The organism is Microbispora sp. NPDC046933 (genome assembly GCF_040644635.1).
Taxonomy (GTDB): domain Bacteria; phylum Actinomycetota; class Actinomycetes; order Streptosporangiales; family Streptosporangiaceae; genus Microbispora.
In genome coordinates, this window is the sequence record NZ_JBEYWW010000050.1 from 13140 (window position 1) to 36395 (window position 23256).

Annotated in this window: 20 protein-coding genes; 14 read left to right on the top strand and 6 right to left on the bottom strand. The window is 72.5% G+C overall.

What is annotated here, in order from left to right; all coding sequences use genetic code 11:
- Window positions 1-3: 3 nt before the first annotated feature.
- Entirely contained in the window at window positions 4-714 is a 711-nt protein-coding gene (locus ABZ857_RS40100; protein ID WP_357054792.1) for a PIG-L family deacetylase, read from the top strand.
- Between the two features lies 1 nt (window position 715).
- Window positions 716-973, top strand: a complete 258-nt coding sequence (locus ABZ857_RS40105) for a UDP binding domain-containing protein (RefSeq protein ID WP_357054795.1) — start codon at window positions 716-718, stop codon at window positions 971-973.
- A 29-nt stretch (window positions 974-1002) separates the two neighbouring features.
- Here ABZ857_RS40105 and ABZ857_RS40110 read toward each other — a convergent pair whose 3' ends face one another.
- Both ABZ857_RS40110 and ABZ857_RS40115 read right to left on the bottom strand, forming a co-directional pair.
- The gene (locus ABZ857_RS40110; protein ID WP_357054798.1) at window positions 1003-1650 is read right to left on the bottom strand and encodes an FMN-binding negative transcriptional regulator; all 648 of its coding nucleotides are present in this window, start codon (window positions 1648-1650) and stop codon (window positions 1003-1005) included.
- Between the two features lie 100 nt (window positions 1651-1750).
- Window positions 1751-2332 carry a cupin domain-containing protein gene (locus ABZ857_RS40115; protein WP_357054801.1) on the bottom strand — a complete coding sequence of 194 codons (582 nt, stop codon included), beginning with the start codon at window positions 2330-2332 and terminating at the stop codon, window positions 1751-1753.
- A 68-nt stretch (window positions 2333-2400) separates the two neighbouring features.
- Here ABZ857_RS40115 and ABZ857_RS40120 point away from each other — a divergent pair, with 68 nt between their 5' ends.
- Window positions 2401-3237 (top strand): EamA family transporter, encoded by an 837-nt coding sequence (locus ABZ857_RS40120; protein WP_357054804.1) that lies wholly within the window; start codon window positions 2401-2403, stop codon window positions 3235-3237.
- A gap of 30 nt (window positions 3238-3267) precedes the next feature.
- On the opposite strand, the gene ABZ857_RS40125 is transcribed toward ABZ857_RS40120, so the two are convergent.
- The gene (locus ABZ857_RS40125; protein ID WP_357054807.1) at window positions 3268-4077 is read right to left on the bottom strand and encodes a peptidoglycan recognition family protein; all 810 of its coding nucleotides are present in this window, start codon (window positions 4075-4077) and stop codon (window positions 3268-3270) included.
- Window positions 4078-4540: 463 nt separating this feature from the next.
- On the opposite strand from ABZ857_RS40125, the gene ABZ857_RS40130 reads away from it, so the two are divergent.
- The 7 genes from ABZ857_RS40130 to ABZ857_RS40160 all read left to right on the top strand — a co-directional run bounded on the left by ABZ857_RS40130 (window position 4541) and on the right by ABZ857_RS40160 (window position 14482).
- Window positions 4541-5896, top strand: coding sequence for an MFS transporter (locus tag ABZ857_RS40130; RefSeq protein WP_357054810.1), 1356 nt, complete (start codon window positions 4541-4543; stop codon window positions 5894-5896).
- Between the two features lie 236 nt (window positions 5897-6132).
- Complete coding sequence (locus ABZ857_RS40135) at window positions 6133-8235, top strand: molybdopterin oxidoreductase family protein (protein ID WP_357054892.1); 2103 nt, start codon at window positions 6133-6135, stop codon at window positions 8233-8235.
- Entirely contained in the window at window positions 8232-9641 is a 1410-nt protein-coding gene (locus ABZ857_RS40140; protein WP_357054813.1) for an FAD-dependent oxidoreductase, read from the top strand. Before ABZ857_RS40135 ends, ABZ857_RS40140 begins: the two co-directional genes overlap by 4 nt.
- A gap of 14 nt (window positions 9642-9655) precedes the next feature.
- Complete coding sequence (gene nirB / locus ABZ857_RS40145; RefSeq protein ID WP_357054815.1) at window positions 9656-12109, top strand: nitrite reductase large subunit NirB; 2454 nt, start codon at window positions 9656-9658, stop codon at window positions 12107-12109.
- A complete protein-coding gene (gene nirD / locus ABZ857_RS40150; RefSeq protein WP_357054818.1) occupies window positions 12106-12477 on the top strand; it encodes a nitrite reductase small subunit NirD in 372 nt (123 codons plus the stop codon). Before nirB ends, nirD begins: the two co-directional genes overlap by 4 nt.
- Window positions 12474-13652, top strand: a complete 1179-nt coding sequence (locus ABZ857_RS40155) for a uroporphyrinogen-III synthase (protein ID WP_357054821.1) — start codon at window positions 12474-12476, stop codon at window positions 13650-13652. The genes nirD and ABZ857_RS40155 overlap by 4 nt, the downstream gene beginning before the upstream one ends.
- A complete protein-coding gene (locus tag ABZ857_RS40160) occupies window positions 13649-14482 on the top strand; it encodes a CbiX/SirB N-terminal domain-containing protein (protein ID WP_357054824.1) in 834 nt (277 codons plus the stop codon). The genes ABZ857_RS40155 and ABZ857_RS40160 overlap by 4 nt, the downstream gene beginning before the upstream one ends.
- On the opposite strand, the gene ABZ857_RS40165 is transcribed toward ABZ857_RS40160, so the two are convergent.
- Entirely contained in the window at window positions 14479-16002 is a 1524-nt protein-coding gene (locus ABZ857_RS40165; RefSeq protein ID WP_357054827.1) for a hypothetical protein, read from the bottom strand. The genes ABZ857_RS40160 and ABZ857_RS40165 overlap by 4 nt on opposite strands.
- Before the next feature lie 140 nt (window positions 16003-16142).
- On the opposite strand from ABZ857_RS40165, the gene ABZ857_RS40170 reads away from it, so the two are divergent.
- Window positions 16143-16805, top strand: a complete 663-nt coding sequence (locus ABZ857_RS40170) for a response regulator transcription factor (protein WP_357054830.1) — start codon at window positions 16143-16145, stop codon at window positions 16803-16805.
- Window positions 16802-17947 (top strand): HAMP domain-containing sensor histidine kinase, encoded by a 1146-nt coding sequence (locus ABZ857_RS40175; protein ID WP_357054833.1) that lies wholly within the window; start codon window positions 16802-16804, stop codon window positions 17945-17947. Before ABZ857_RS40170 ends, ABZ857_RS40175 begins: the two co-directional genes overlap by 4 nt.
- Here ABZ857_RS40175 and ABZ857_RS40180 read toward each other — a convergent pair.
- A complete protein-coding gene (locus tag ABZ857_RS40180; protein ID WP_357054836.1) occupies window positions 17937-18647 on the bottom strand; it encodes a TetR family transcriptional regulator in 711 nt (236 codons plus the stop codon). The two genes, ABZ857_RS40175 and ABZ857_RS40180, sit on opposite strands and share 11 nt — an antisense overlap.
- 138 nt (window positions 18648-18785) lie before the next feature.
- Between ABZ857_RS40180 and ABZ857_RS40185 the strand changes: the two genes are divergently transcribed.
- Window positions 18786-19910 (top strand): NAD(P)/FAD-dependent oxidoreductase, encoded by a 1125-nt coding sequence (locus ABZ857_RS40185; protein WP_357054838.1) that lies wholly within the window; start codon window positions 18786-18788, stop codon window positions 19908-19910.
- 294 nt (window positions 19911-20204) lie between these two features.
- Window positions 20205-22016 (top strand): FAD-dependent monooxygenase, encoded by a 1812-nt coding sequence (locus tag ABZ857_RS40190; protein ID WP_357054841.1) that lies wholly within the window; start codon window positions 20205-20207, stop codon window positions 22014-22016.
- A 201-nt stretch (window positions 22017-22217) separates the two neighbouring features.
- On the opposite strand, the gene ABZ857_RS40195 is transcribed toward ABZ857_RS40190, so the two are convergent.
- On the bottom strand, window positions 22218-23072 hold the full coding sequence (locus tag ABZ857_RS40195; RefSeq protein WP_357054844.1) for a PAC2 family protein: 855 nt from the start codon (window positions 23070-23072) through the stop codon (window positions 22218-22220).
- Window positions 23073-23256 lie beyond the last annotated feature (184 nt).

Here is a 23256-nt window from a genome sequence, read left to right on the forward strand (position 1 = left end):
GCAATGATTAACTGGGCGAAGCAGCGGCTGCTGGTGGTCGCTCCGCATCCGGACGACGAACTGCTGGGCTGTGGCGGCCTGATCAACCTGGTGAAGCGATCGGGTGGACAGGTATTCGTGCTCTTTGTCACGGTCGGTGACACGAGGGATTATTCGCAGGCGGGCCACTCAACCGGCTCCGAGCGCGAACGAGAGATCGCGGATGTCGTGAAGCACTTCGATCTGGACGGCTACCACGTCGCGCTGCCGGGGAGCGACTACCATCTACGGCTCGACCACCTGCCCCGGCAGCGTTTGATCGACCTCCTGGAGCGCGACAGTCCGCTCTCGATCTCCGAGGTCCGTCCCTCGGTGGTCCTCCTGCCTGAAATAAGCAGTTATAACCAAGATCATAAGAGCGTCGCGCACGCGGGGATCACCGCCCTGCGGCCAGGGCCGAGGGGTGACCGTCATCAGCCGTCGGTGGTCCTCACGTACGAGGAGGTGGCGGACGGCTGGAGTGGTGAAAGCATCTCGCCGCGGAACTTCCATGTCGGCATCGAGCAGGTGGACCTGGATCAGAAGATAGAAGGGCTCCGTCTTTACACGAGCCAGTGGCGCACTCACCCGCACACCCGTTCCGAGGAGGCGCTCCGTGCCCTTGCCGCGGTTCGCGGAGTCCAGTGCGGGCACGAACTCGCCGAGGCCTTCAGCTGCCTTCGGTTCACAGCGTGAGGTGACCGGGCGGACCCGCACCTGGGAAGCGACGAGGCAGGGGGCAAAGCCCGGCGAGGTCGACCCGCACGTCGACCTCGCCCTCGTGCCCGAGGGCGTGGCGATCGCCGAGGCGTCGCCCCGGGAGATCGCGGCGGCCGACGCTGTCGTGGTCCTCACCGACCACGACTGCTTCGACTACACGATGGTCCAGCACGAGGGCGCCTTCGTCTTCGATACCCGCAACCGCTGCCGGGGGCCGAACGTCGAGCGGCTCTGACGGCCGTCACGGGCGGCGTGGAGGGCGGGTCAGGGCTGCCAGGGGCCGATGCGGTCCAGGCGGCGGCGCTGCTGGCGCGCGGTGGGGACGTCGAGGCCCTCGCCGCGTGCGGTGAGGCGGCCGGCGACGGCGGCGCGGTGCTCGACGGGTTTGTGGTCGTCGTATTTGAACTTGGCCAGCACGTCGAGGACCTCCAGGCGCAGGCCGCGGATGCCGGACAGCATGCGGCCGTAGGGGGGCTCGTCGACGGCGACGGGGGCGTGGTCGCCCTCGGGCTGGAAGTGGGCGAGCTGGCGGCGCAGCAGCTCGGCCTTGGCCTCGGGGTCGTCGACGATGCCGGCGCGGCAGGTGAACTGGACGGCCGTGTAGTAGCTGGTGGGGACGCCGTCGTGCGGCGGCGTGCCGGCCTGGGCGCGCCAGGGGCCGGGAACGAAGGCGTAGTCCCCGATGACGGTGAAGACGACGTTCGGGTCGTGCTCGATCGCCTTCCAGACCGGGTTGGGCCGGGCGAGGTGGACGAGAAGGTGGCGTCCGTCGCGGGTGAAGTGGGTGGGGACGGCGATGGGCGGGTGGCCGGGCGGTCCGTTGACGATCAGCTGCCCGAAGTCGTGGCCTTCGGCGATCCAGGCCTGCCATTCGGCTTCGTCCAGGCCGGCGTCCCAGGGCTGTATGAACATGCTGATCTCCTTCGTGCTGGCTGGTGTGGCGGGTCGCGCCCACGCCGACCCCATGACGTGGTGATGGTCATCCACCGCGGCGCCGTCCGGGTGAAGGCCGCTATCCGCCGGCGGCGTGCGGCGGCAGGTGCACGGTCATGAGGAGCTCGCAGGGCTCGGCGCCACCGCCTCGGTAGGTGTGGGGGACGTCGCCGTCGAAGGTGGCGGTGGCTCCGGCGGGAACCCGGTGCTCCGCGCCGTCGAGGACGAGGGTCAGGCAGCCGCGCGTGACGCTGACGGTCTCCACCACCCCGGCCGGGTGGGGGTGGCTGGGGTACTCCTCGCCGGGGTGCAGACGCCAGCGCCACACCTCCACCGGCGCCGGCCCGCCGGTGGTGAGCATGAGGCGGGCCTCGCCGCCGAGATCCCCGGTCCACAGCGGTTCGGCGCCGGCGGCCTCGACGATCTGGATCCCGCGGTGCCGGGGGCCTTCGGTGAGTGCCGACACCGACATGCCCAGGGCGTCGGCGAGGCGCACCAGCGTGGCCAGGTTGGGGTTGCCCTGGGCGTTCTCCAGGCTGACCAGCGCACCCTTGCTCACCTGCGCCCGGGTGCTGAGCTGCTCCACGGACAGGCCCGCCCGCAGCCGGGCCGCCTTGACGTTGGACGCCACCGCCCGCAGAGCCGCCGCCGTCTGCCCCACCGCCTGTCACCCCTCCTCGTCGGTCACTCTATTGTACCTTACGGTCGTTCCACTGAAAGGTTCGCATTGTGACCGCTCTTCTGCTGGCCCTGGCCAGCTCCCTCGCGTACGGCTGCGCCGACTTCCTCGGCGGGCTCAGTGCCCGCGGCGCGCACGTCCTGCGCACCGTCGTCATCGCGGCTCCCGCAAGTCTCGCCGTCGAACTCGCCCTGTGGCCCTTCCTCGGCGCCCACTGGAGCCCGGCCGCCCTGGCCTGGGGCGCCGCCTCCGGAGTCGCGTCGGCCGCTGCCTTCGCGCTGCTCTACCGCACCCTGGCCATCGGTCCCATGAGCGTGCTTTCCCCCATCACCGCACTGGTCTCCGCCGTCCTGCCGGTCGGCCTCGGCCTGGCCCAGGGCGAGCGCCTCACCGCGTACGCCCTGCTCGGCCTCCCGCTCGCGCTGGTGGCCGTCGTCCTGGTCAGCGCCGGCCCCGGCGCGGGCGCCTCCCGTCCCGCCCGCACCGCCCTGCTGCTGGCCCTGGGCGCGGGCACCGCCATCGCCGCCCAGCTCATCTGCCTTCATCAGGCCCCCGCCGACAGCGGCCTCGCCCCCATCATCGCCGGCCGCGCCGTCTCCTCCGGCCTCGTCCTGACCGCGGCCGCCCTGCTCCGCGAGCGCCTGGGCGCCCGGCGCCCCGCGCCCGCCCTGTGCGCCGCCGCGGGCGTGCTGGACTCCCTGGCGAACCTCGCCTTCCTCCTGGCCGCCCGCAGCGGAGACCTCGCCGTCGTCGCCGTCATCACCGCCCTCTACCCGGCCGGCACGGTCCTGCTGGCTCGCGTCGTCCTGGCCGAGCGCATCCACCGCAGCCAGCTCGCCGGACTCGGCGCCGCCGCAGTCGCCGTCAGCCTCCTCGCTCTCAACTGACCACCGGCCGCCCGGTCGTCGCAACGCCGTTCAGCGGGACAGGTCGTGCGGGCCGAGGGCGGGACCGTGCTCCAACGGCAGGTCGCCGATGAGTGCGGCTCCCTCGTACGGACCCTCGGGCAACGCGAGCCGCGGCGGCCGCGGCTCGGACCGCCCGCGCCCGCCCAGGCGGCGCGCGACGTCGTCCCGCAGCTGCGGCAGGTACGCGTAGAGGCGGTCGCCGGGGCAGGCGGTCCGGTTGAGGTCGCGGTGGCCGATGATCGCCTCGTGCGGGTCGAGCGCGTAGGCGCCGCACAGCCAGGCCAGCAGGGCGGTCAGCGCGGACAGCTGGCGGGCCGGGGGCAGGCAGGACGTGTACGTCCCCTCGGTCTCGATGCCCAGCGTGTGGTCGTTGTGGTCGGCCGCCTGCGCGCCCATGACGTGCTTGCCCGCCTCGACGGCCGGCAGCGAGCGGTTGCGGCCCTCCATGACGTATCCGCCCCGGCTGACCGTGAACTGCTCGCCGATGTCCCCCCAGCCGTTGTGCTTCATGTGGTAGCGCTGGATCGTCCGCGACAGCCGGAAGGCCGCGTCGAGGTCGGTCGCGCCCGTGTTCGCCGTCGCCGTGTGGTGGACGACGAGCCGGTCCGGTGCCCGGTCGAGCACCTCGGCCTTGCTCCTGGGCGGATCGGCCTTCCAATCCGACCGGGTGTACACGCGCGGCCGCCGCGGGCGGTTCCCGGCCCAGACGGGCGTGGCCGTCGCGACGAGCGCGCCCTGCGCGGTCAGGATCGCCGCGGGCAGGCACGCCGGCCAGAGGAGCCCCGTCGAAAGAAACGCGCGGCGTGAGATCGCTGGCATCCGTCCTCCCCGAGTGCGCGCGGGCCCTCGGGGGCCCTCGTCCGGCGGGAGGCGGCATCGATATCCCCTTTCGCCGCCGCGATATTCCTGCGCACGGAAAACCGGTCACATGTCAACCGAAATGTCCGTGCCATCCCGGAGAGGAAAATGCCGTAGTCCGGTCATGGAATGGCGCTACCGCGATCGCGGGAATTTCCCGAAATACCCGCGTACGGGCCGTGGCAGGGGTGCTGACCATGCGTGATGACGGCGGGCCGGGCAGGGGTCACGCGGACGAAACGCGGGCTACACGAGAGGCGGGCCCGTGTTAACCCGATGTTGCGTCCGTTATGCGTGTGGATTGCATGTTTCGCGGGTGCGGCACATGTAACGGCCGCACGGTCACGCTTGGTCAAAGTGCGTAACGCGCTCTTCCTAGTTTCTGATACCGGCCCCAGCCGACAGAGACGACGCGGGAGGAACGATGACGGCGACGCAGGCGGCGGTACCAGGGAAGAGCCGCTGGATCGGTGACTGGCGACCCGACGATCCCGTGTTCTGGGAGAGCACCGGCAAGAAGGTGGCCCGGCGGAACCTGGCGTTCTCGATCCTGGCCGAGCATCTGGGCTTCACGCTGTGGACCGTCTGGAGCATCGTCTCCGTCAAGCTCGGCGCCTACAAGTTCTCCACCGACCAGCTGTTCTGGATCGTCTCGCTGCCCAACCTGGTGGGCTCCGCCCTGCGCATCCCCTACACCTTCGCGCCCGCCCGGTTCGGCGGCCGGAACTGGACGGTGGTCAGCGCGATGCTGCTGCTGGTGCCCGCCGTCCTGCTCGCGGTGGCCGTGAACGACCCGGGCACGCCCTACTGGGTCTTCCTGGTGATCGCGGCGACGGCCGGGCTCGGCGGCGGCAACTTCGCCTCCAGCATGGCCAACATCACCTACTTCTACCCCCAGAACAGGCAGGGCGCCGCCCTCGGCCTGAACGCTGCCGGCGGCAACATCGGCGTCAGCTCCGTGCAGCTGCTGATGCCGCTGGTCATCGCCGGGTTCGGGCTGGCCGCGGCCGGACTGTTCTGGGTGCCGTTCATCCTGGCCGCCGCCGCCGGGGCGTACTTCTGCATGGACAACCTCACCTCGGCCAAGGCCGAGCCGAGGGAGATGGCCAGGGCGGCCGGCCGGGCGCAGACCTGGATCATGTCGGTCCTCTACATCGGCACGTTCGGCTCGTTCATCGGCTACTCGACCGCGTTCCCGCTGCTCATCAAGTCGCAGTTCCCCGAGCACGCCGCGCTGACCTCGCTCGCGTTCCTCGGCCCGCTGGTCGGGTCGCTCATCCGGCCCGTCGGAGGCTGGCTGTCGGACCGCCTCGGCGGCGCCTCGGTGACGTTCTGGAACTTCGCCGCCATGACCGCCTCGGTCCTGCTCGTCTGGCAGGCCATGTCCGCGCACAGCTTCGCGCTGTTCTTCGCCGCGTTCATGCTGCTGATCGGCACCGCGGGCGTCGGCAACGGCTCCACCTACCGGATGATCCCGGCGATCTTCCGGGCCAAGGCGGTCGCCGGCGTCGAGCCCGGCACCCCCGCGTACGAGGAGGCGCTGGCGACAGGCAAGCGCGACGCCTCGGCGGCCATCGGGTTCATCTCCGCGGTGGGCGCCTTCGGCGGATTCTTCATCAACCGCGGGTTCGGCAGCTCCATCTCCGCCACCGGCGGCGCGGGGGCGGCGCTGGCGGCCTTCGCCGCCTTCTACGCCCTCTGCTTCGCGCTCACCTGGTTCTGCTACATGCGGACCCTCGGCGCGAAGTCGGCGCCGAGCCTGGCGGCGGCCCGGGTCTGAGACGCGGTCTCTCGCGGGCGCCCGCGCGGCGCCCGCCTTTTCCGGGCTCACGGCTCACAAGCGGCGACAGCACAAGTGAGCTTTCGAGACGACGGGGTCTCTCACACGCCGCGCTCGCCGAGGTTAGCGCGGTTGGCGCCTTGTAGCACAGCGGTAACAGAAGGGACCCAGCGGTGAAACCGCCTGTCAGCACCATCGGATCCATGCCGATCTCACTACACGCTCCCGGTCCTGTGATGTCACAGGCCGCCGCGGGCACAGCCGCGGATACGACGGTGGGGTCGGCCACGCACTGTCCGTACTGTGCGCTCCAGTGCGGCATGTACGTCGCGAAGGGTGAGATCACCCCGCGGGAGGACATCCCGGCCAACGCCGGCGGCCTGTGCCAGAAGGGCTGGACGGCGGCCGAACTGCTGACCTCGCCGGAACGGCTCACCACCCCGCTGCTGCACGGCAGCCCGGTGAGCTGGGACGAGGCGCTCGACTACGTCGCCGCCCGGATCGAGGCCATCAGGACCGAGCACGGGCCGGACTCGGTGGCGGTGTTCGGCGGCGGCGGGCTGACCAACGAGAAGGCCTACCAGCTCGGCAAGTTCGCCAGGGTCGCGCTGCGGACCAGCCAGATCGACTACAACGGCAGGTTCTGCATGTCCTCGGCGGCGGCCGCGGTCAACCGGGCCTTCGGCATGGACCGGGGGCTGCCGTTCCCCATCACCGACATCGCCCGCGCGGACGCCGTCCTGTTCGCCGGGGGCAACGTGGCCGAGACCATGCCCCCCTTCGTGCGGCACCTGAACGCGATGCGGTCCAGGGGCGGCCGGCTCGTCGTCGCCGACCCGCGCCTCACCCAGACCGCCAAGATGGCCGACCTGCACCTGCAGGTCACCCCCGGCACCGACCTCGCGCTGGCGCTCGGCCTGCTGCACATCGCGATCGCCGACGGGTACGCCGACCTGGACTACCTGGCCGCCCGCACGACCGGTTTCGAGGAGGTGCGCACGTCGGTGTCGGCCTGGTGGCCCGAGCGGGTGGAGCGCGTCACCGGCGTCCCGGTCGCGCACATGCGCGAGGCCGTACGGATCCTCGGCGAGGCGGAGCGCGCGATGGTGCTGACCGGCCGGGGCGCGGAGCAGCACGCCAAGGGCACCGACACGGTGACCGCCTTCGTCAACCTGGCGCTCACCCTGGGGCTGCCGGGCCGCGAGGGCTCCGGCTACGGCTGCGTGACCGGCCAGGGCAACGGCCAGGGCGGCAGGGAGCACGGCCAGAAGGCCGACCAGCTCCCCGGCTACCGGAAGATCGACGACCCGGCGGCGCGGGCGCACGTCGCGGCCGTGTGGGGGATCGACCCCGCCGACCTGCCCGGCCCCGGCCGGTCCGCGTACGAGCTGCTGGACGCGCTCGGCACGCCGGAGGGGCCGAGGGCGCTGCTGCTGTTCGGCTCCAACCCCGTCGTCTCCGCGCCCCGCGCCGGGCACGTCGCCCGGCGGCTGGACGCGCTCGACCTGCTCGTGGTCTCCGACTTCGTGCTGTCGGAGACGGCGGCCATGGCCGACGTCGTGCTGCCGACGACCCAGTGGGCCGAGGAGGCGGGCACGATGACCAACCTGGAGGGCCGGGTCCTGCTGCGCCGCCAGGCCGCCGCGCCGCCGCCGGGCGCGCGCAGCGATCTGGAGATCCTGCGGGGGCTGGCCGAGCGGCTCGGCTGCGGCGAGAAGTTCCCCACCGACCCGCGCGCGGTCTTCGACGAGCTGCGCAGGGCGTCCGCCGGGGGCGTCGCCGACTACTCCGGCATCACCTACGAGCGCATCGCGGCCGAGACCGGCGTGTTCTGGCCGTGTCCGGAGACGGCGGGGGAGGAGCAGCACCCGGGAACCCCGCGGCCGTTCCTGGACGGCTTCGCCACCCCGGACGGCCGGGCCCGCCTGGTGCCGGTGGACCACCGCCCGCCCGCCGAGGACGTGGACGAGGAGTTCCCGCTCTACCTGACGTCCGGGCGGGTGCTCGCCCACTACCAGTCGGGGGCGCAGACGCGCCGCATCCGCCCGCTCACGCAGGCGTCGCCCGAGGTGTTCGTGGAGCTGCACCCGGACCTCGCCGAGCGGCTCGGCGTCACCTCCGGCGACCGCGTCCGGGTGCGCAGCCGCCGGGGCGCCGCCGAGGGCGTCGCCCGCGTGAACGTCTCGATCCGGCCGGACACGCTGTTCATGCCGTTCCACTGGGAGGGCGTCAACCTGCTCACCAACCCGGCGCTCGACCCCATGTCGCGGATGCCGGAGTTCAAGGTCTGCGCCGCCGCCGTCGAGCGGTGCGCCGAGGACGGGGAGCGTGTGGCGTGAGGCTCGTCGTGGTGGGGAACGGGATGGCGGGCTCGCGCCTGGTGAGCGAGGTCCGCGCCCGGGACAAGGACGTGAAGATCACGGTGTTCGGCGCCGAGGCGTGGCAGCCGTACAACCGGGTCCTGCTGTCGAACGTGGTGGCAGGCACGTCGAGCCCGGACCAGGTCCGGCTGCTCGACCCCCGCTGGTACGCCGAGCACGGCGTGACCGCCCGCCTCGGCGTCGAGGTCACCGTGATCGACAGGGACTGCCAGACGGTGGTCGCCGCCGACGGGACGCGCGAGCCGTACGACGTGCTCGTGCTCGCCACCGGCAGCGAGCCGGTCGTCCCGCCGATCCCCGGCGTGGAGCGGGCGACGGCGTTCCGCACGCTGGACGACTGCGACCGGATCAGGCAGGCCGCCGCGAGCGCGCGCAGCGCGGTCGTGGTCGGCGGCGGGCTCCTCGGCATCGAGGCGGCGCGCGGCCTGGCCGGCCGGGGCGTCCCGGTGACGCTGCTGCACCTGGCCGGGCACCTGATGGAGCGCCAGCTCGACGAGGAGGCCGGGCTCATCCTCCGCGAGACGCTCGGCACGCTCGGCGTCGCCATCCGCACCGGCGTCACCGTGAGCGCGGTCCGTGAACGGCACGTCGAGCTGGCCACCGGGGAGCTGGTCGACGCCGACCTGGTCGTGCTCGCCTGCGGCGTACGCCCGGTCGTCGGCCTGGCTGACCAGGCAGGACTTGCTGTGGAACGGGGTATCCTGGTCGACGACGAGCTGCGCACCGACGACCCGTCCATCTTCGCGATCGGGGAGTGCGCCCAGCACGCCGGCCGGGTCTACGGACTGGTCGCCCCAGGCTGGGAGCAGGCGTCGGTCGTGGCCGACCTCGTCACAGGCGCCGACAAGGGCGCGCGCTACCGGGGCTCACGGCTGGTCACCCGGCTGAAGGCCAGGAGCGTGGAGCTCGCGGCGATGGGGGAGACCCAGCTGACGGAGGACGAGGCGGAGATCGTCCGCTTCTCCCACCGGCACAAGGGCACCTACCGCAAACTCGTCATCCGGGACGGCCGGCTGGTCGGCGCGATCCTGCTGGGCGAGACCTCCGCGGTGGGCACGCTGACCCAGCTCTTCGACCGGGGAGGCCCCCTGCCCGGCGACCGCACCGGGCTGCTGTTCCCCGATCTCGCAGGAGTGGGCGGCGCGGCGGTCGCCGACAGCCCCACCCGGATGCCGGACTCGGCCCGGGTCTGCCAGTGCAACAACGTGACGAAGGGCCAGATCAGGGCGTGCTGGGAGTCCGGCGCGCGGGACGTGGAGGCCGTGGCCGCCGCGACGAGGGCCACCACCGGCTGCGGCAGCTGCCGCGACGCGGTCGAGGGCATCGTCGGCTGGCTGTGCGAGCAGGAGGGTGTGAACGCATGAGGGACCGTGAACGCATGAGACTCGTCGTCGTAGGCCACGGCCCGGCGGCACACCGCCTGATCGAGACGCTCGCCGACCGGGGCTTCGACGGGACGGTCACCGTGTTCGGGGAGGAGCCCCGCCCGGCCTACGACCGGGTGGCGCTCACCTCCTACCTCAGCGGCAAGAGCGTCGAGGACCTCACCTACCCGGTGCCGGACGGCGTCACGCTCAGGACCGGCGTCCGCGTCACCGCCGTCGACCGAGCGAACCGCACCGTCACCACCGACGCCGGCGACAACGAGCCGTACGACGTGCTGGTGCTGGCCACCGGGTCGGCGCCGTTCGTGCCGCCGGTGCCGGGCCGGGACCTGCCGGGCTGCTTCGTGTACCGGACCATCGACGACCTGGACGCGATCAGGGACGCCTCGCGGGACGCCCGCGCGGGCGTCGTCATCGGCGGCGGCCTGCTCGGCCTGGAGGCGGCCGACGCCCTGCGCGGGCTCGGCCTCGACACACACGTCATCGAGATGAGCGGCTGGCTGATGCCGCGCCAGGTGGACGAGGGCGGCGGCTCGGTGCTGCGCGGGCACATCGAGGGGCTCGGGCTGACCATCCACACGGGCGCGGGCGTGCGGTCGATCGAGGCCGGCCCGGACGGCCGGGTCGCGTCGCTCGTGAAGCCCGACGGCGAGGCGATCGACGCGCAGGTCGTCGTCTTCTCCGCCGGCGTCCGGCCGCGCGACGAGCTGGCCCGCGCCTGCGGCCTGGAGGTCGGCGAGCGCGGCGGCGTCGTGGTCGACGAGGGCATGCGCACCTCCGACGAGCACATCTACGCGATCGGCGAGTGCGCCCTGGCGGGCGGCATGGTCTACGGCCTCGTCGGGCCCTGCAACACGCAGGCGGAGGTGGCCGCCGACCGCATCCTGCGCCGCCCGGCCGCCTTCACCGGCGCGGACATGTCCACCAAGCTCAAGCTGCTGGGCGTGGAGGTCGCGCAGTTCGGCGCGATGTCGGGCGCGCTCGACGTCACCTACATGGACCCCGTGGGCGGCGTCTACAAGCGGCTGTTCATCAGCGACGACGCCACGACCCTGCTGGGCGGCATCTGCGTCGGCGACGCCGGGCCGTACAGCGCGCTGCGGCCGTTCGTCGGCAAGCCGCTGCCCGGCGCGCCGAGCGACCTGCTGTTCGCCGGCGCGGGCAAGGCGTCGGTCGACCTGCCCGACGACGCGCAGGTCTGCTCCTGCAACAACGTCACCAAGGGGAGGATCTGCGAGGCCATCGCCGACAAGGGCCTGACCGACGTGCAGGGCATCAAGGACTGCACCCGGGCCGGCACCACCTGCGGAAGCTGCGTGCCGATGCTCAAGCAGATCCTGGTGAAGTCGGGCGTCGACGTCGGCAAGGCGCTGTGCGAGCACTTCCCGCACAGCAGGGCCGAGCTGTTCGACATCGTCAACGTCCGGGGGATCACGACGTTCTCCCAGCTCATCGCCGAGCACGGGACCGGACGCGGCTGCGACATCTGCAAGCCCGTGGTCGCCTCGATCCTCGCCTCCCTCGGCCGCGGCCACATCCTCGACGGCGAGCAGGCCACGCTGCAGGACACCAACGACCAGTTCCTGGCCAACATCCAGAAGAACGGCACCTACTCGGTCGTCCCGCGCATCCCCGGCGGCGAGATCACCCCGGACAAGCTCATCGTGATCGGTGAGGTGGCCCGCGACTTCGGGCTCTACACGAAGATCACCGGCGGGCAGCGCATCGACCTGCTCGGGGCCCGGGTCGAGCAGCTGCCCGCCATCTGGCGGCGGCTCGTCGACGCCGGCTTCGAGTCCGGCCACGCCTACGGCAAGGCCCTGCGTACGGTGAAGTCCTGCGTCGGGTCCACCTGGTGCCGGTACGGCGTGCAGGACTCGGTGGGCCTGGCCATCGCCCTGGAGCTGCGCTACCGGGGGCTGCGCTCGCCGCACAAGCTCAAGGCGGCGGTCTCCGGCTGCGCCCGCGAGTGCGCCGAGGCCCGGTCGAAGGACTTCGGCGTCATCGCCACCGAGCAGGGCTGGAACCTCTACGTCGCCGGCAACGGCGGCTTCAAGCCCCGCCACGCCGACCTGCTGGCGGCCGACCTGTCCACCGACGACCTGGTCAGGACCATCGACCGGTTCCTGATGTTCTACATCCGCACCGCCGACCGGCTCCAGCGCACCGCCGCGTGGCTGGAGAGCCTCGACGGCGGGCTCGACTACCTCCGTGAGGTGATCATGGAGGACTCGCTCGGCATCTGCGCCGAACTCGACGCGCAGATGGAGCGGCACGTGTCCACGTACGTCGACGAGTGGCGCGCCGCCATCGAGGACCCCGACAAGTTGCGCCGCTTCGTCAGCTTCGTGAACGCCCCCGGCGTTCCCGACCCCTCGATCTCCTTCGAGACCGAGCGCGACCAGATCAAGCCGGTGCTGATCCCACTGGAGGTGACCCGCAGATGACCGTACTCGACTCGACGGCTCCGAACGAGACGTTGGCCCTTTCCGCCCACTGGACCCCGGTCTGCTCCTACACCGACCTGCTGCCCGAGCGGGGCGCGGCGGTGCTCGTCGGCGACCGGCAGGTGGCGGTCTTCCGCACCTTCGACGGCGCCCTCTACGCCCTGGGCAACCTCGACCCGTTCAGCGGGGCGTACGTGATGTCCCGGGGCATCGTCGGCACCAGGAACGGCGAGCCGACCGTGGCCTCGCCCATGCACAAGCAGGTGTTCTCGCTGGTCACCGGCGTGTGCGTGGACGACTCCGCCGTCGCCGTACCGACCTATCCCATCCGGGTCACCGACGGAACCGTGGAGGTGAGCGCGGTATGACCGCGCTGGTGGACCCCGCACTCGTGAACGAGGCCCCGGTGAGCCTGGAGACGGCGCCGGACGCGCTGGCCGGGTTCACGATCGGGGTGACGGCGACCCGCCGCAGCGAGGAGCTGGCCGCGCTCCTCGAGCGGCGGGGCGCCCGGGTCGTGCGGGCGCCCGCGATCCGCATCGTGCCGCTCGCGGAGGACGCCGGGCTGCTCGCCGCGACCCGGGCCTGCCTGGAGGCGCCCGTCGACGACGTGGTCATCACCACGGGCGTGGGGTTCCGCGGATGGATGGCGGCGGCGGAGGGCTGGGGCCTGTCCGCCGACCTGAACGCGCACCTCGGCGGCGCGCGGCTGCTCGCCCGCGGCCCCAAGGCACGCGGAGCCGTCCGCGCCGCCGGCCTGGTGGACTTCTGGACGCCGGCCACGGAGTCCTGCGAGGAGGTCAAGGAGTATCTGCTCGCGCAGGACCTGCGCGGCCGCCGCATCGCCGTGCAGCTGCACGGCGAGCCACTGGACGGCTTCGTCGCCTCGCTGCGGGAGGCGGGCGCCGACGTGATCGAGGTGCCGGTCTACCGGTGGCTGCCCTACCGCGACACCTCTCCGCTGCGCCGCCTGATCAGCCAGGTGATCACCGGCTCGGTGGACGCGGTGGCCTTCACCAGCGCGCCCGCCGTGCTGGCCATGCTGGGCGCCGCCCGCGCCGACGGGCTGGAGGACGCGCTGCTCGCCGCGTTCGACACCCGCGTGGTGGCGGCCTGTGTGGGCCCGGTCACGGCCGGGCCGCTGACCCAGCGCGGCGTGCGTGCCGTCCAGCCCGACCGGGCCCGCCTCGGCGCGCTCGCCCGGACCCTCGCCCGCCACCTGCCGGAAAGCGGCGTCACGCGGCTCGTCGCGGGCGGGCACGAGCTGGAGATCCGCGGTCACGCCGTGGTGGTCGACGGCGAGCTCAAGCCGCTGCCGCCCGCCCCGATGGCCGTGCTCAAGCGGCTCGCCGAGCGTCCCGGGCACGTCGTGAACCGGGCCGACCTGCGGGTGGTGCTGCCCGGCGGCCCCTCCCGCGACTCGGCCGAGCACGCGGTCGAGATGGCCGTCACCCGCCTGCGCCGGGCGCTCGGCCCTTCGGGCATCGTCGAGACCGTCGTCAAGCGCGGCTACCGCCTCGCCTGCGGCCGGGACGAGCGATGACCCCGGCTCTGGTGATGGCGGCGCACGGGGCGCGCAGCGGCCACTGGGAGTCGGTCATGGACTCCCTGGCGGCCCGCGTGCGCCGCGCCAGGCCCGGCGCACGGGTCGAACTCGGGTTCCTGGAGATCAGCGCGCCGCTGCTGCCGGACGTGCTGTCGGGGGTGCCCGGACCGGTCGTGGTGGTCCCCATGCTGCTCGCCGGGGGATACCACGCCCACATCGACCTGCCGGCCGTCGTCGCCCGCACCCGGCCCGACGCCGTCGTCGCCGGGCAGCTCGGCCCGCACCGGCTGCTGACCTCGGTGCTGGCGCGCCGCTTGGCCGTGGCTGGCCTGCGGCCCTGCGACGCCGTGATCCTGGGCGCGGCCGGCTCGTCCGACCCCGCCGCGCTCGACGACGTCCGCGCCGCCGCCCGGCTGCTGTCCGTACGGCTCTCGCGTCCCGTCACCGCCGCCTTCGCGTCGGCCGGCACGCCCACGGTCGCCGAGGCGCTGGAGCGCACCAGGGCCGGCCTCGCCCCGCGCGTCGCCGTCGCCTCCTACCTGCTCGCGCCCGGCTTCTTCCACGACCGGCTGGCCGGCAGCGGCGCCGACCTCGTCAGCGCGCCCCTCGGCGTGGACGACGACCTGGCCGCCCTCGTGTGGGCCCGCTTCGACGAGGCCCTCGCCCGGCCCGTCGCGGCCGTTCCGCCCGCCCGGGCGCCGTACGCCGCCGGCGCGCGGGCCGTGCTGGGCGAGGAAGCCTTCGCCGCGGCGTACGGGAAGGGCTGGGAGCTGGACGGGAAGACGGCCGTGGCCGAAGCCGACCCGGCCCGGCTGCGCCGAACCTAACGTGGCACTCTTCTGTGGTGTACGGCCATCGCCGCCCCGAGGGCGAGGGCGGCGTATCCGCAGGTCACGGTCAAACCGGCCCATGGCGGGAGCGGGTAGTAGCCCACGAGCAGTGACGGGCCGACGTCCACATGCGCGAACGTGGGGACGCTCTGCGTGATCGCGAACCCGGCGGCAGGGGTGATCATCAGCAGCCGTGGCACCAGACCCGCGGTCGCCAGCAGGTAGGGCACGACGACCAGCGCGACGGCCAGCCCGATGGCGACGACGCCCCGCTCGACCAGCGCGGCGAGGCCCAGAGCCAGCACGGCGGCGGCCGCGGTCAGCGCCGCGTAGCCGACGATCATCCGGAGCTCGGTACTCAGCGTGATCGGCTGAACCGGGTTCTGATTGGCACGCAACATCGCCAGGCCGACGGGGACCACGATCCCCGAGGTCACCAGCCCCGCCACGAACGCGACCGCGCCGACCACCATGGCCTTGGCCCCCAGCAGCCGCGCCGGACGCGGCGCGGCCGGCGGGCCGGTCCCGATCGGCCCGCGCCGGCGTTCCGTCGTGAAGAACGTGACCGCCGCCACGAGCACCGGGATCAGCCCCACCGCCCCGCCGATCAGCATGAGGTCGGCGCGCAGACCGCCCTCCACCGTGGCGGGCCCGATGTCACCACCCCCGGTCACGATGAGCTTGCCGCCGGATTCGACGGCCCCGCCCGGGTGATGCGGGGTCCTGCCGTCGGACTCCATACCGACGCCGACGTCGTCGCGGCGCCACGGACCGTTCGCGCCCTCCAGCCTGATCTGGTCGAAGGTGGCGGTGACCTGCGAGAAGGCTTTCGCCATATCCCACAGCGCGCCTGGCGAGGTGGCGAACAGCCCGATCTCGACGGTCTCGGGCAGCCCGGTCAGCGTGACCGTGCCGACCTCGGTCCACGTCGTGCCGTCGTCCGACTCGTAGCCGGTCACGGTGTCGCCCGACCTGGTCAGCCGCAGCCACTGCGGGCCGTCGTGAGGGCCGCCGGCCACGTCGTGGATGTAGTTGTACTGCATCCGCACGCCGTGATCTCCGGTGAGCATGACGGCGGCGTACGGTGTGCCCTGCCTGAGGCTCTGCCTGACGAGGAGCCCGGCCTTCGCCCACGGCACCATCCCCTCCTTGACGTTGCGCACCCCGGGTACGGCGTCCGGCACCCGCATCCGCCCGGTCATGTCCGACACCCGGGCGGTGATGCCGCCGTTCCCCTTGAGCGGCTGGTGCACGAAGTAGTACTTGTCCCTGACCGCCGTGCCATCGGGTCCCACCAGGGGCGCGGGGCAGGGGCCCTCGCCCTTCACGATCACGCAAGCGCTGTGGACACTCCCGGCGATCAGCAGTCCGAGCGACACGGCGACCAGCACGGAGGCCGCCATGGCGAGCACCCGGCCGCGCGAGGTGCGGAACCTGGTCCACTCCGCGCGCAGCACCCGGGGGAAGCCGTCCTGCCCGGCCCGTTCGCCGAATCGGTGAGGGGTGAATGGATTCATGCCGACGGTTGTACGGGGCTCACGGTTCCAGCCGGGTCGCGGCCGCTGCGACCCGGCTGCGACCGGGGATCTGGCATCGTGGCGGACATGGCACCTGAAACCGGCCGCCCCGGCCCCACGACGGCCGGCGGTGAGCGGCGGTGAGGGTCCTCGTCGTCGAGGACTTCGAGGTCCTCGCCCGCTCCATCGGAACCGGGCTGCGCCGCGAGGGCATGGCCGTCGACGTCGTCCTGGACGGAACCGCCGCCCTCGACCGCCTGGCCGTCACCCGCTACGACGTGGTGATCCTCGACCGCGACCTGCCCGGCGTCCACGGGGACGAGATCTGCCGGCGACTCGCCCACGGCCGCTGCGAGACCCGCGTCCTGATGCTCACCGCCTCCGGCACGATCGAAGACCGCGTCGACGGGCTCAGCCTCGGCGCCGACGACTACCTGCCCAAGCCTTTCGCGTTCGCCGAACTGGTCGCCCGCGTCCGTGCCCTGGCCCGCCGCGCCACCCCGCCGCTGCCGCCCACCCTGACATGCGGGGACATCACCGTCGATCCGGCCCGCCGTATCGCGTCCCGGGCCGGTCGGCGCCTTGACCTGAGCCCCAGGGAGTTCGCCCTGCTCGAATGCCTGCTCGCCGCACCCGGCGTGGTCATCTCCGCAGAGGAACTACTCGAACGCGTCTGGGACGAGGCCGCCGACCCCTTCAGCAGCGCCGTCAAGCACACCATGCACCGGTTACGGGCCAAGCTCGGCGACCCTCCCGTGATCGAGACCATCCGCGAAGGCGGCTACCGCATCGGATCGTCATGACCACCCGGCAGCTCGCCAGAAGGTCCCTGCAGAAGAGGCTCGCGCTCGCCTACGCGGCGGGCATCTACGCGGCCGGGGTCTTCGTGCTCGTGTTCGTCGACGTCCCGCTCGCCGGCATCCACGCGGCCACACCCGTAGGGCACCCCTCATCGGGCGCGATCAACGAAACCGGGTCCGGGGTCAGCCTGCCCCGACTCCTCGCGGGATCCGCCGTCGCCCTGGTGGTTCTGATTCCCGTCGCCCTGGCTCTCGGCTGGTACGTCGCCGGCCGGTTCCTGCGCCCGCTGCGTGCCATCACCACCACCGCCAAAATCATCTCCGCCGGAGACCTCCATCGGCGCCTGGACCTCGGTGAGCCCACGGACGAGCTGACCGAACTCGGCCACACCCTCGACGACCTGTTCGCCCGCCTTGAAGCCTCCTTCGACGCCCAACGCCACTTCGTCGCCAACGCCTCCCACGAGCTGCGCACCCCTCTCGCCGGCCTGCGCACCCTGCTCGAAGTCACCCTCGCCGACCCCGACGCCGACGCCGGCACCCTGCGCTCGGCCTGTCAGGAGGCCCTCGCTCTCGGCGGACACCAGGAGCGGCTCGTCCAGGCACTGCTCGCCCTGGCCACCAGCGAGCGCGGCGTCACCCGCTGGGACACCCTCGACCTCGCCCACGTCGTCGAAGGAGTGCTCGCCTCCCGCCGCGACCAAGCGAACGAGGCAGGCGTCGACCTCGCCGAACACCTGACGCCGGCGGTGACGGCCGGGGACCCGAGACTCATCGAAAGCCTCGTCGCCAACCTCATCGACAACGCGATCCGCCACAACCACGCAGACGGACACGTAGAGATCACCACGCGTACGTCCGGCACGCAGGTGGCCCTTACGGTCACCAACAGCGGGCCGGTCATCCCCGGCAACCAGATCCAGCGCCTCTTCCACCCCTTCCAGAAACTGGCGCCTGATCGTCACGGCAGCCGCGACGGCTACGGCCTCGGCCTCGCCATCGTCGATGCCGTCACCCGAGCTCACCACGCCACCCTGGCCGTCAGCGCACGCCCCGAAGGCGGCCTGTCCATCACCGTGCGGTTCGCGCACGGACCGGACTCGGGCGGGCCGGTGGAGCGCCCGATCGAGGCGGCTACGTGGTGAGCGGGTGGATCGCGGTGATGCCGGCGAGGATGAGAGCGATCCCGGCGAGGAACTGTTCGCGGTCGTCGTGCCCGCGCACCTGGTCCGCGACGGCCCGGGTGAACGGGTAGTCGTCGGGGTCGAGCTCTTTCCACGCCGCCGATACGGCGTCGAGGAACTCGGCGCGGTCCACGTCGGACCCGAGAGTGCCGGCACTCGCGGTGTTCGCGGCGTTCTGGCCGGCGGCGCCGAGGATGTAGTGCATCAGCGCCGAGGTCGCCGTGAACCAGCTGCCCTCGGGCACGCCCAGCGCACGGACCTGCCGGCCGATGCTTTCGAAGATGCGCGGCGCCACCGTCCCCCAGGGGCTGCGGGAGAGCTGTGTCGCGAGCTGCGTGGCAAGCCACGGGTGTTCTTCGATCGCGTCGAACAGGCCGAGCGCGACGGCGCGGATCCCGTCCTGCGGCGAGTCCGGAGACTCGGCGGCCTCGACGGCCACAGCGGCGGCGACTACGGCGTCGGTGGCGGCGGCGAGGAGTTCGGTCTTGCCCTCGACATGCCAGTAGATCGCCCCGGGGCCGGTCGCGAGGTGCTCGGCCAGTGCGCGGAACGTGAGACCGCCCTCGCCCACCGTGTCGAGGAGTTCGACGGCGGCGCTGACGATGCGCTCCCGTGAGAGCGGCTCCTGCCGTCGTTCCGGGCGGCGGGTCCTGGTTGCCATGCGCCCATTCTAGAGCATTGGAACGTCGTTCCAGCTTGACAACCGATGGAACGCCGTTCCACACTCCACGCTGGAACAGCGTTCCAGCGCGACCTCGCGGGTGTCCACCCAGCAGTCGGCGATCAGGAAGGAAACACCATGACCACTCACGTCACGATCATCGGCGCCGGACTCGGCGGCCTCACGCTCGCCCGCGTCCTGCACGTCCACGGAATCCCGGCCACCGTCTACGAGGCGGAATCCTCCCCGGCGGGGCGCGCGCAGGGCGGGATGCTCGACATCCACGACCACAACGGCCAGCCGGCTCTTCGGGCGGCGGGCCTGATCGAGGAGTTCCGCGGCCTCGTCCTGGAGGGCCGCCAGGCGGCACGGGCCCTCGCCCCGGACGGGACCGTTCTGTTCGACGAACCCGACGACGGCACGGGTGGGCGGCCCGAGGTGATGCGCGGCGAGCTGCGACGGATGCTGCTCGACTCGCTCCCCGCCGGCGTCGTCCGATGGGGCCACAAGGTCGGCGACGTTCGTGCCCTCGGCGACAGCCGCCACGAGGTGACCTTCGCCGACGGCGCCTCCGTCGTCACGAGCCTGTTGGTCGGCGCGGACGGCGCGTGGTCACGGGTCCGGCCGCTGCTCTCCGACGCCACACCCGAGTACGTCGGCATGTCGTTCATCGAGACCTACCTGTTCGACGCCGACACCCGGCACCCGGCCAGCGCGAAGGCGGTCGGCGGCGGGGCGATGTACGCGCTCGCGCCGGGGAAGGCGATCCAAGCCCATCGGGAGAGCGGCGGGACCCTCCACACCTACGTGGCGCTCCGCAAGCCGCAGGACTGGTTCGCGGACATCGACTTCACCGATTCAGCCGCGGCCGCCGCACGGATCGCGCGGGAGTTCGACGGCTGGGCGACGGAGCTCACCGCGCTGATCACCGACAGCGACACCGCACCGATCCTGCGCCCCCTCAACACCCTGCCCAGCGGCCACCGGTGGGATCGCGTGCCGGGGGTGACCCTGCTCGGCGACGCCGCCCACCTCATGCCCCCGTCGGGCGAAGGCGCCAACCTGGCCATGTACGACGGCGCCGAACTCGGCGAGGCCATCGCCGCGCACCCCGATGACGTCGAGGCCGCGCTCACCGAATACGAGCAGGCGTTGTTCCCCCGCGGCGCCGCGGAAGCCGCCGAGGCCGCCCACCTCCACGAGCTCATGTTCGGCGACGACGCGCCCCACAGCCTGATCGACATGTTCACCGGACACGAGTAGCACCGATGTCCCGTCTTTCGGACGAATGTCCGCCCACAGGGGGAAGCGCTGACCCGTCCTCGGTGGAGCCTGCTAGCCGGGGGTGAATGGCACTTCGAAATGCTCGTCACATTACGGACATGTGTCCGCTGTATGGACAACCGACCATCGATCGAGCCAGGATGGGCGGGGCACGGGTGACGGGCAGACGCTGGGTATCCGGGTCGCGGTGATCGTGCGGACGCTCGTCCGCCGACTCCGCCTGTCGTTTCCCGTCTGATCAGGAACGGCCAGCTACCACTGGAGGTCGTACGAGTGAACGGAATCGACCAGTTTCCCGTCGTCGTCGTGGGCGGAGGCCCGGTCGGGCTCACCACCTCGATCCTGTTGAGCCGGCTCGGCGTACGGCACGCGGTGTTCGAGCGGCACCCCGGCACGTCGGTGCATCCCAAGGCGGTGGGGCTCAACCAGCGGACGATCGAGATCCTGCGAGCCGCCGGGCTCGCCAAGGACATCGAGGCTGCTGCCGCGCCGCCGCACACGGTCGGCCGGACCGCCTGGTACACCTCCTTCGGCGGTCCCACTCCGCTGCACGGCCGGAGGATCGCCGTACGGGACGCCTGGGGCGTCGGCGTCTACGCCGACGAGTACGCCCAGGCCAGCCCCGCGCGCTACACGGTGCTCCCGCAGATCAGGTTGGAGCCGATCCTGCGCGCCCACGCCGAGTCGTCGCCGCTGGCCGACGTGGTGTTCGGCGCCTGCGTCACCGAGGTGGCGGCAGGTCGGGACGACGTGACGGTAACGGTCGAGCACGCCGACGGGACCACGCGGCGGGTGCGTGCGGACTACCTGGTGGCGGCCGATGGCGGACGCACGGTCGCCGACCGGCTCGGCATCCGGATGATCGGGCCGACCAACCTCGTCGACATGGTCAGCGCCCACTTCGGCGCCGATCTCAGCGGCTACCTGCCCGACGACGGCTGCCTGATCAACTGGTTCGTCAACCCCGACTTCGGCGGGTCCATCGGCAGCGGCTACCTCTACCACCTCGGCCCCTGGTCTCCGGAGGGCGTCTCCGAGGAGTGGGTGTTCGCCTGCGGGTTCCACGCCGACGACCCGGAGCGGTTCGACGAGGAGGGGATGCGCGGCCGCATCATCCGCTCGCTCGGCCTGCCCGACCTCGACATCTCCCTGCGTTCCATCAGCCACTGGTACCTGCAGGCGGTGGTGGCGGAGCGGTTCCGCGAGGGCCGCTGCTTCCTGGTCGGCGACGCCGCGCACCGGATCCCGCCGTGGGGCGCGCTCGGGCTGAACACCGGCATCCAGGACGCGCACAACCTGGTATGGAAGATCGCTGCGGCGCTGCGCGACTCGAGCCTGAAAGGTCTGCTGGACAGCTACGAGACGGAGCGCCGTCCGGTCGCGGTCGCGGTCGCCGAGACGTCGCTGCACAACTTCCGGAACCACGGCGGCGTCGTCGACGTCGCCCTCGGGCTGTCGCCAGACACTGCGCCGGAAGAGGGCTGGGCGGCGCTGGAGACGCTGTGGTCGGACGGCCCGGAGGGCGACGCGAAGCGGGCGGCGGTCGCCGAGGCGATGAGGCTGCTCGACAAGGAGTTCCACGCCCACGGCGCGGAGAACGGCTTCGCGTACCAGGCCGGGGCGCTCGTCCCGGAGGGCGGGAGCGTCTCGGTGCCCGAGGACATGCTCGTCTACCGTCCGACGTCCGCGCCCGGACACCACGTTCCGCACACCTGGCTGGCGACCCCGGCCGGGCGGGCGTCCACGCTCGACCTGGCGGCGCCCGGCAGGTTCGCCCTGGTGGTCGACGAGCGCGCCGACGCCTGGCGTACGGCGCTCGCCGGGCTGGACCACCCGCTCGCCCGGCTGGTGGACGTGGCCGAGGTGGGCACCTCACCGGGCAAGGCGTACCACGACACCGAGGGCCGATGGGAACGGCTGCGCGAGGTCGGCGGCGACGGAGCCCTCCTGGTGCGGCCGGACACCGTCGTCGCCTGGCGGCACGCAGGGCTTCCCCGTGAACCCCGAGCGGCCTTGCGTGAGGCGCTGGACACGATCGCCGAGTCGGCCGGGGTCGGTCCCTCCGGAGACCCGGCCACCGCCTGAGCTCTGCCGACCCCGGCGGGATCTCCGAGAGCCGCCCGCCGATGCGACGTCCGTCTTCGTACTCTCCGCGGCCGCCCGGCGATGCGGACGCGCAGACCAGACCGCCGGGTTTCGCCGGCAGGGGCCCGTCCTGGCCGGGGCGGTGAGCGGGACGCTCCCCGGCCCGGCCGGCGATCGAGGCCCAGACGTTGTTCAGCGGGGTCAGCGGTCGGTGCCGCGGTCGCGGCGGCGCAGGTAGCGCTCGAACTCCGCCGCGATGGCGTCGCCGCTGGCCTCGGGCAGCTCGGCCGCGTCCTTGCGCTCCTCGAGCTCCCGCACGTATTCGGCCACCTCGCTGTCCTGGGCCGCCAGCTCGTCTACGCCGTGTTCCCAGGCCCGCGCCTCCTCGGCCAGGTCGCCGTACGGCATCGGGATGTCCAGCATGTCCTCGATGCGGCGCAGCAACGCCAGGGTGGCCTTGGGGTTGGGCGGCTGGGCGACGTAGTGCGGGACCGACGCCCACAGGGACACCGTCCGCAGCCCGGCGGTGCCCAGGGTGTGCTGCAGCACGCCCACGATCCCCGTCGGGCCCTCGTACTTGGTCAGCTCCAGGTTGAGCGCGCGGGCCATGCCGGGGTCGCTGACCGAGCCGGTGATCGGCACCGGCCGGGTGTGCGGCGAGTCGTTGAGCAGCGCGCCGAGCAGGATGGCCAGCTCGATGCCGAGGTCGTGGCAGAGCCCGACGATCTCCGCGCAGAACGAGCGCCACCGCATGTTGGGCTCGATGCCGCGCAGCAGCACCACGTCGCGCTTGGCGCCCGGCGGGCGCGCCAGCAGCAGCCGGGTCGTCGGCCAGACGATGGAGCGGGTCAGGCCGTCGCCGAGCTCGACCACCGGCCGGGTCACCTGGAAGTCGTAGTAGTCCTCGGGGTCCAGCTCGACGAGTGGGGTGGCCTTCCACTCGGACTCGAGGTGCGCGAGCACGCCGCTGGACGCCTCGCCGGCGTCGTTCCATCCCTCGAACGCGGCGATCAGCACCGGGTCGACGAGCTCGGGGAGCCCTTCGAACTCGATCACGCGCCGCCTCCTCACTGGCCTTGTGCAGTATGGCTCAGTCCAAGACTATTCGGTGAGGGGCCCCGTACGTCACCTCCGCCGGGCACCGGCCCGTCGCGCTGCCGTGACCTGCGGCGCCGCGCGGGCGGACGTGGACCTGCCCCCTCTCACAGCACCGGTATTCCCGTTTCGCGCGCGCGGACGA

Bases quoted from the DNA above. Each gene is read 5' to 3' on its own strand.
- ABZ857_RS40175 (WP_357054833.1), top strand. From the start codon at position 16,802: ATGACCACCCGGCAGCTCGCCAGAAGGTCCCTGCAGAAGAGGCTCGCG.
- ABZ857_RS40100 (WP_357054792.1), top strand. From the start codon at position 4: ATGATTAACTGGGCGAAGCAGCGGCTGCTGGTGGTCGCTCCGCATCCG.
- ABZ857_RS40130 (WP_357054810.1), top strand. From the start codon at position 4,541: ATGACGGCGACGCAGGCGGCGGTACCAGGGAAGAGCCGCTGGATCGGT.
- ABZ857_RS40180 (WP_357054836.1), bottom strand. From the start codon at position 18,647: ATGGCAACCAGGACCCGCCGCCCGGAACGACGGCAGGAGCCGCTCTCA.
- ABZ857_RS40160 (WP_357054824.1), top strand. From the start codon at position 13,649: ATGACCCCGGCTCTGGTGATGGCGGCGCACGGGGCGCGCAGCGGCCAC.
- nirB (WP_357054815.1), top strand. From the start codon at position 9,656: ATGAGACTCGTCGTCGTAGGCCACGGCCCGGCGGCACACCGCCTGATC.
- ABZ857_RS40185 (WP_357054838.1), top strand. From the start codon at position 18,786: ATGACCACTCACGTCACGATCATCGGCGCCGGACTCGGCGGCCTCACG.
- ABZ857_RS40125 (WP_357054807.1), bottom strand. From the start codon at position 4,077: ATGCCAGCGATCTCACGCCGCGCGTTTCTTTCGACGGGGCTCCTCTGG.
- ABZ857_RS40155 (WP_357054821.1), top strand. From the start codon at position 12,474: ATGACCGCGCTGGTGGACCCCGCACTCGTGAACGAGGCCCCGGTGAGC.
- ABZ857_RS40110 (WP_357054798.1), bottom strand. From the start codon at position 1,650: ATGTTCATACAGCCCTGGGACGCCGGCCTGGACGAAGCCGAATGGCAG.
- nirD (WP_357054818.1), top strand. From the start codon at position 12,106: ATGACCGTACTCGACTCGACGGCTCCGAACGAGACGTTGGCCCTTTCC.
- ABZ857_RS40165 (WP_357054827.1), bottom strand. From the start codon at position 16,002: ATGAATCCATTCACCCCTCACCGATTCGGCGAACGGGCCGGGCAGGAC.
- ABZ857_RS40135 (WP_357054892.1), top strand. From the start codon at position 6,133: ATGTCACAGGCCGCCGCGGGCACAGCCGCGGATACGACGGTGGGGTCG.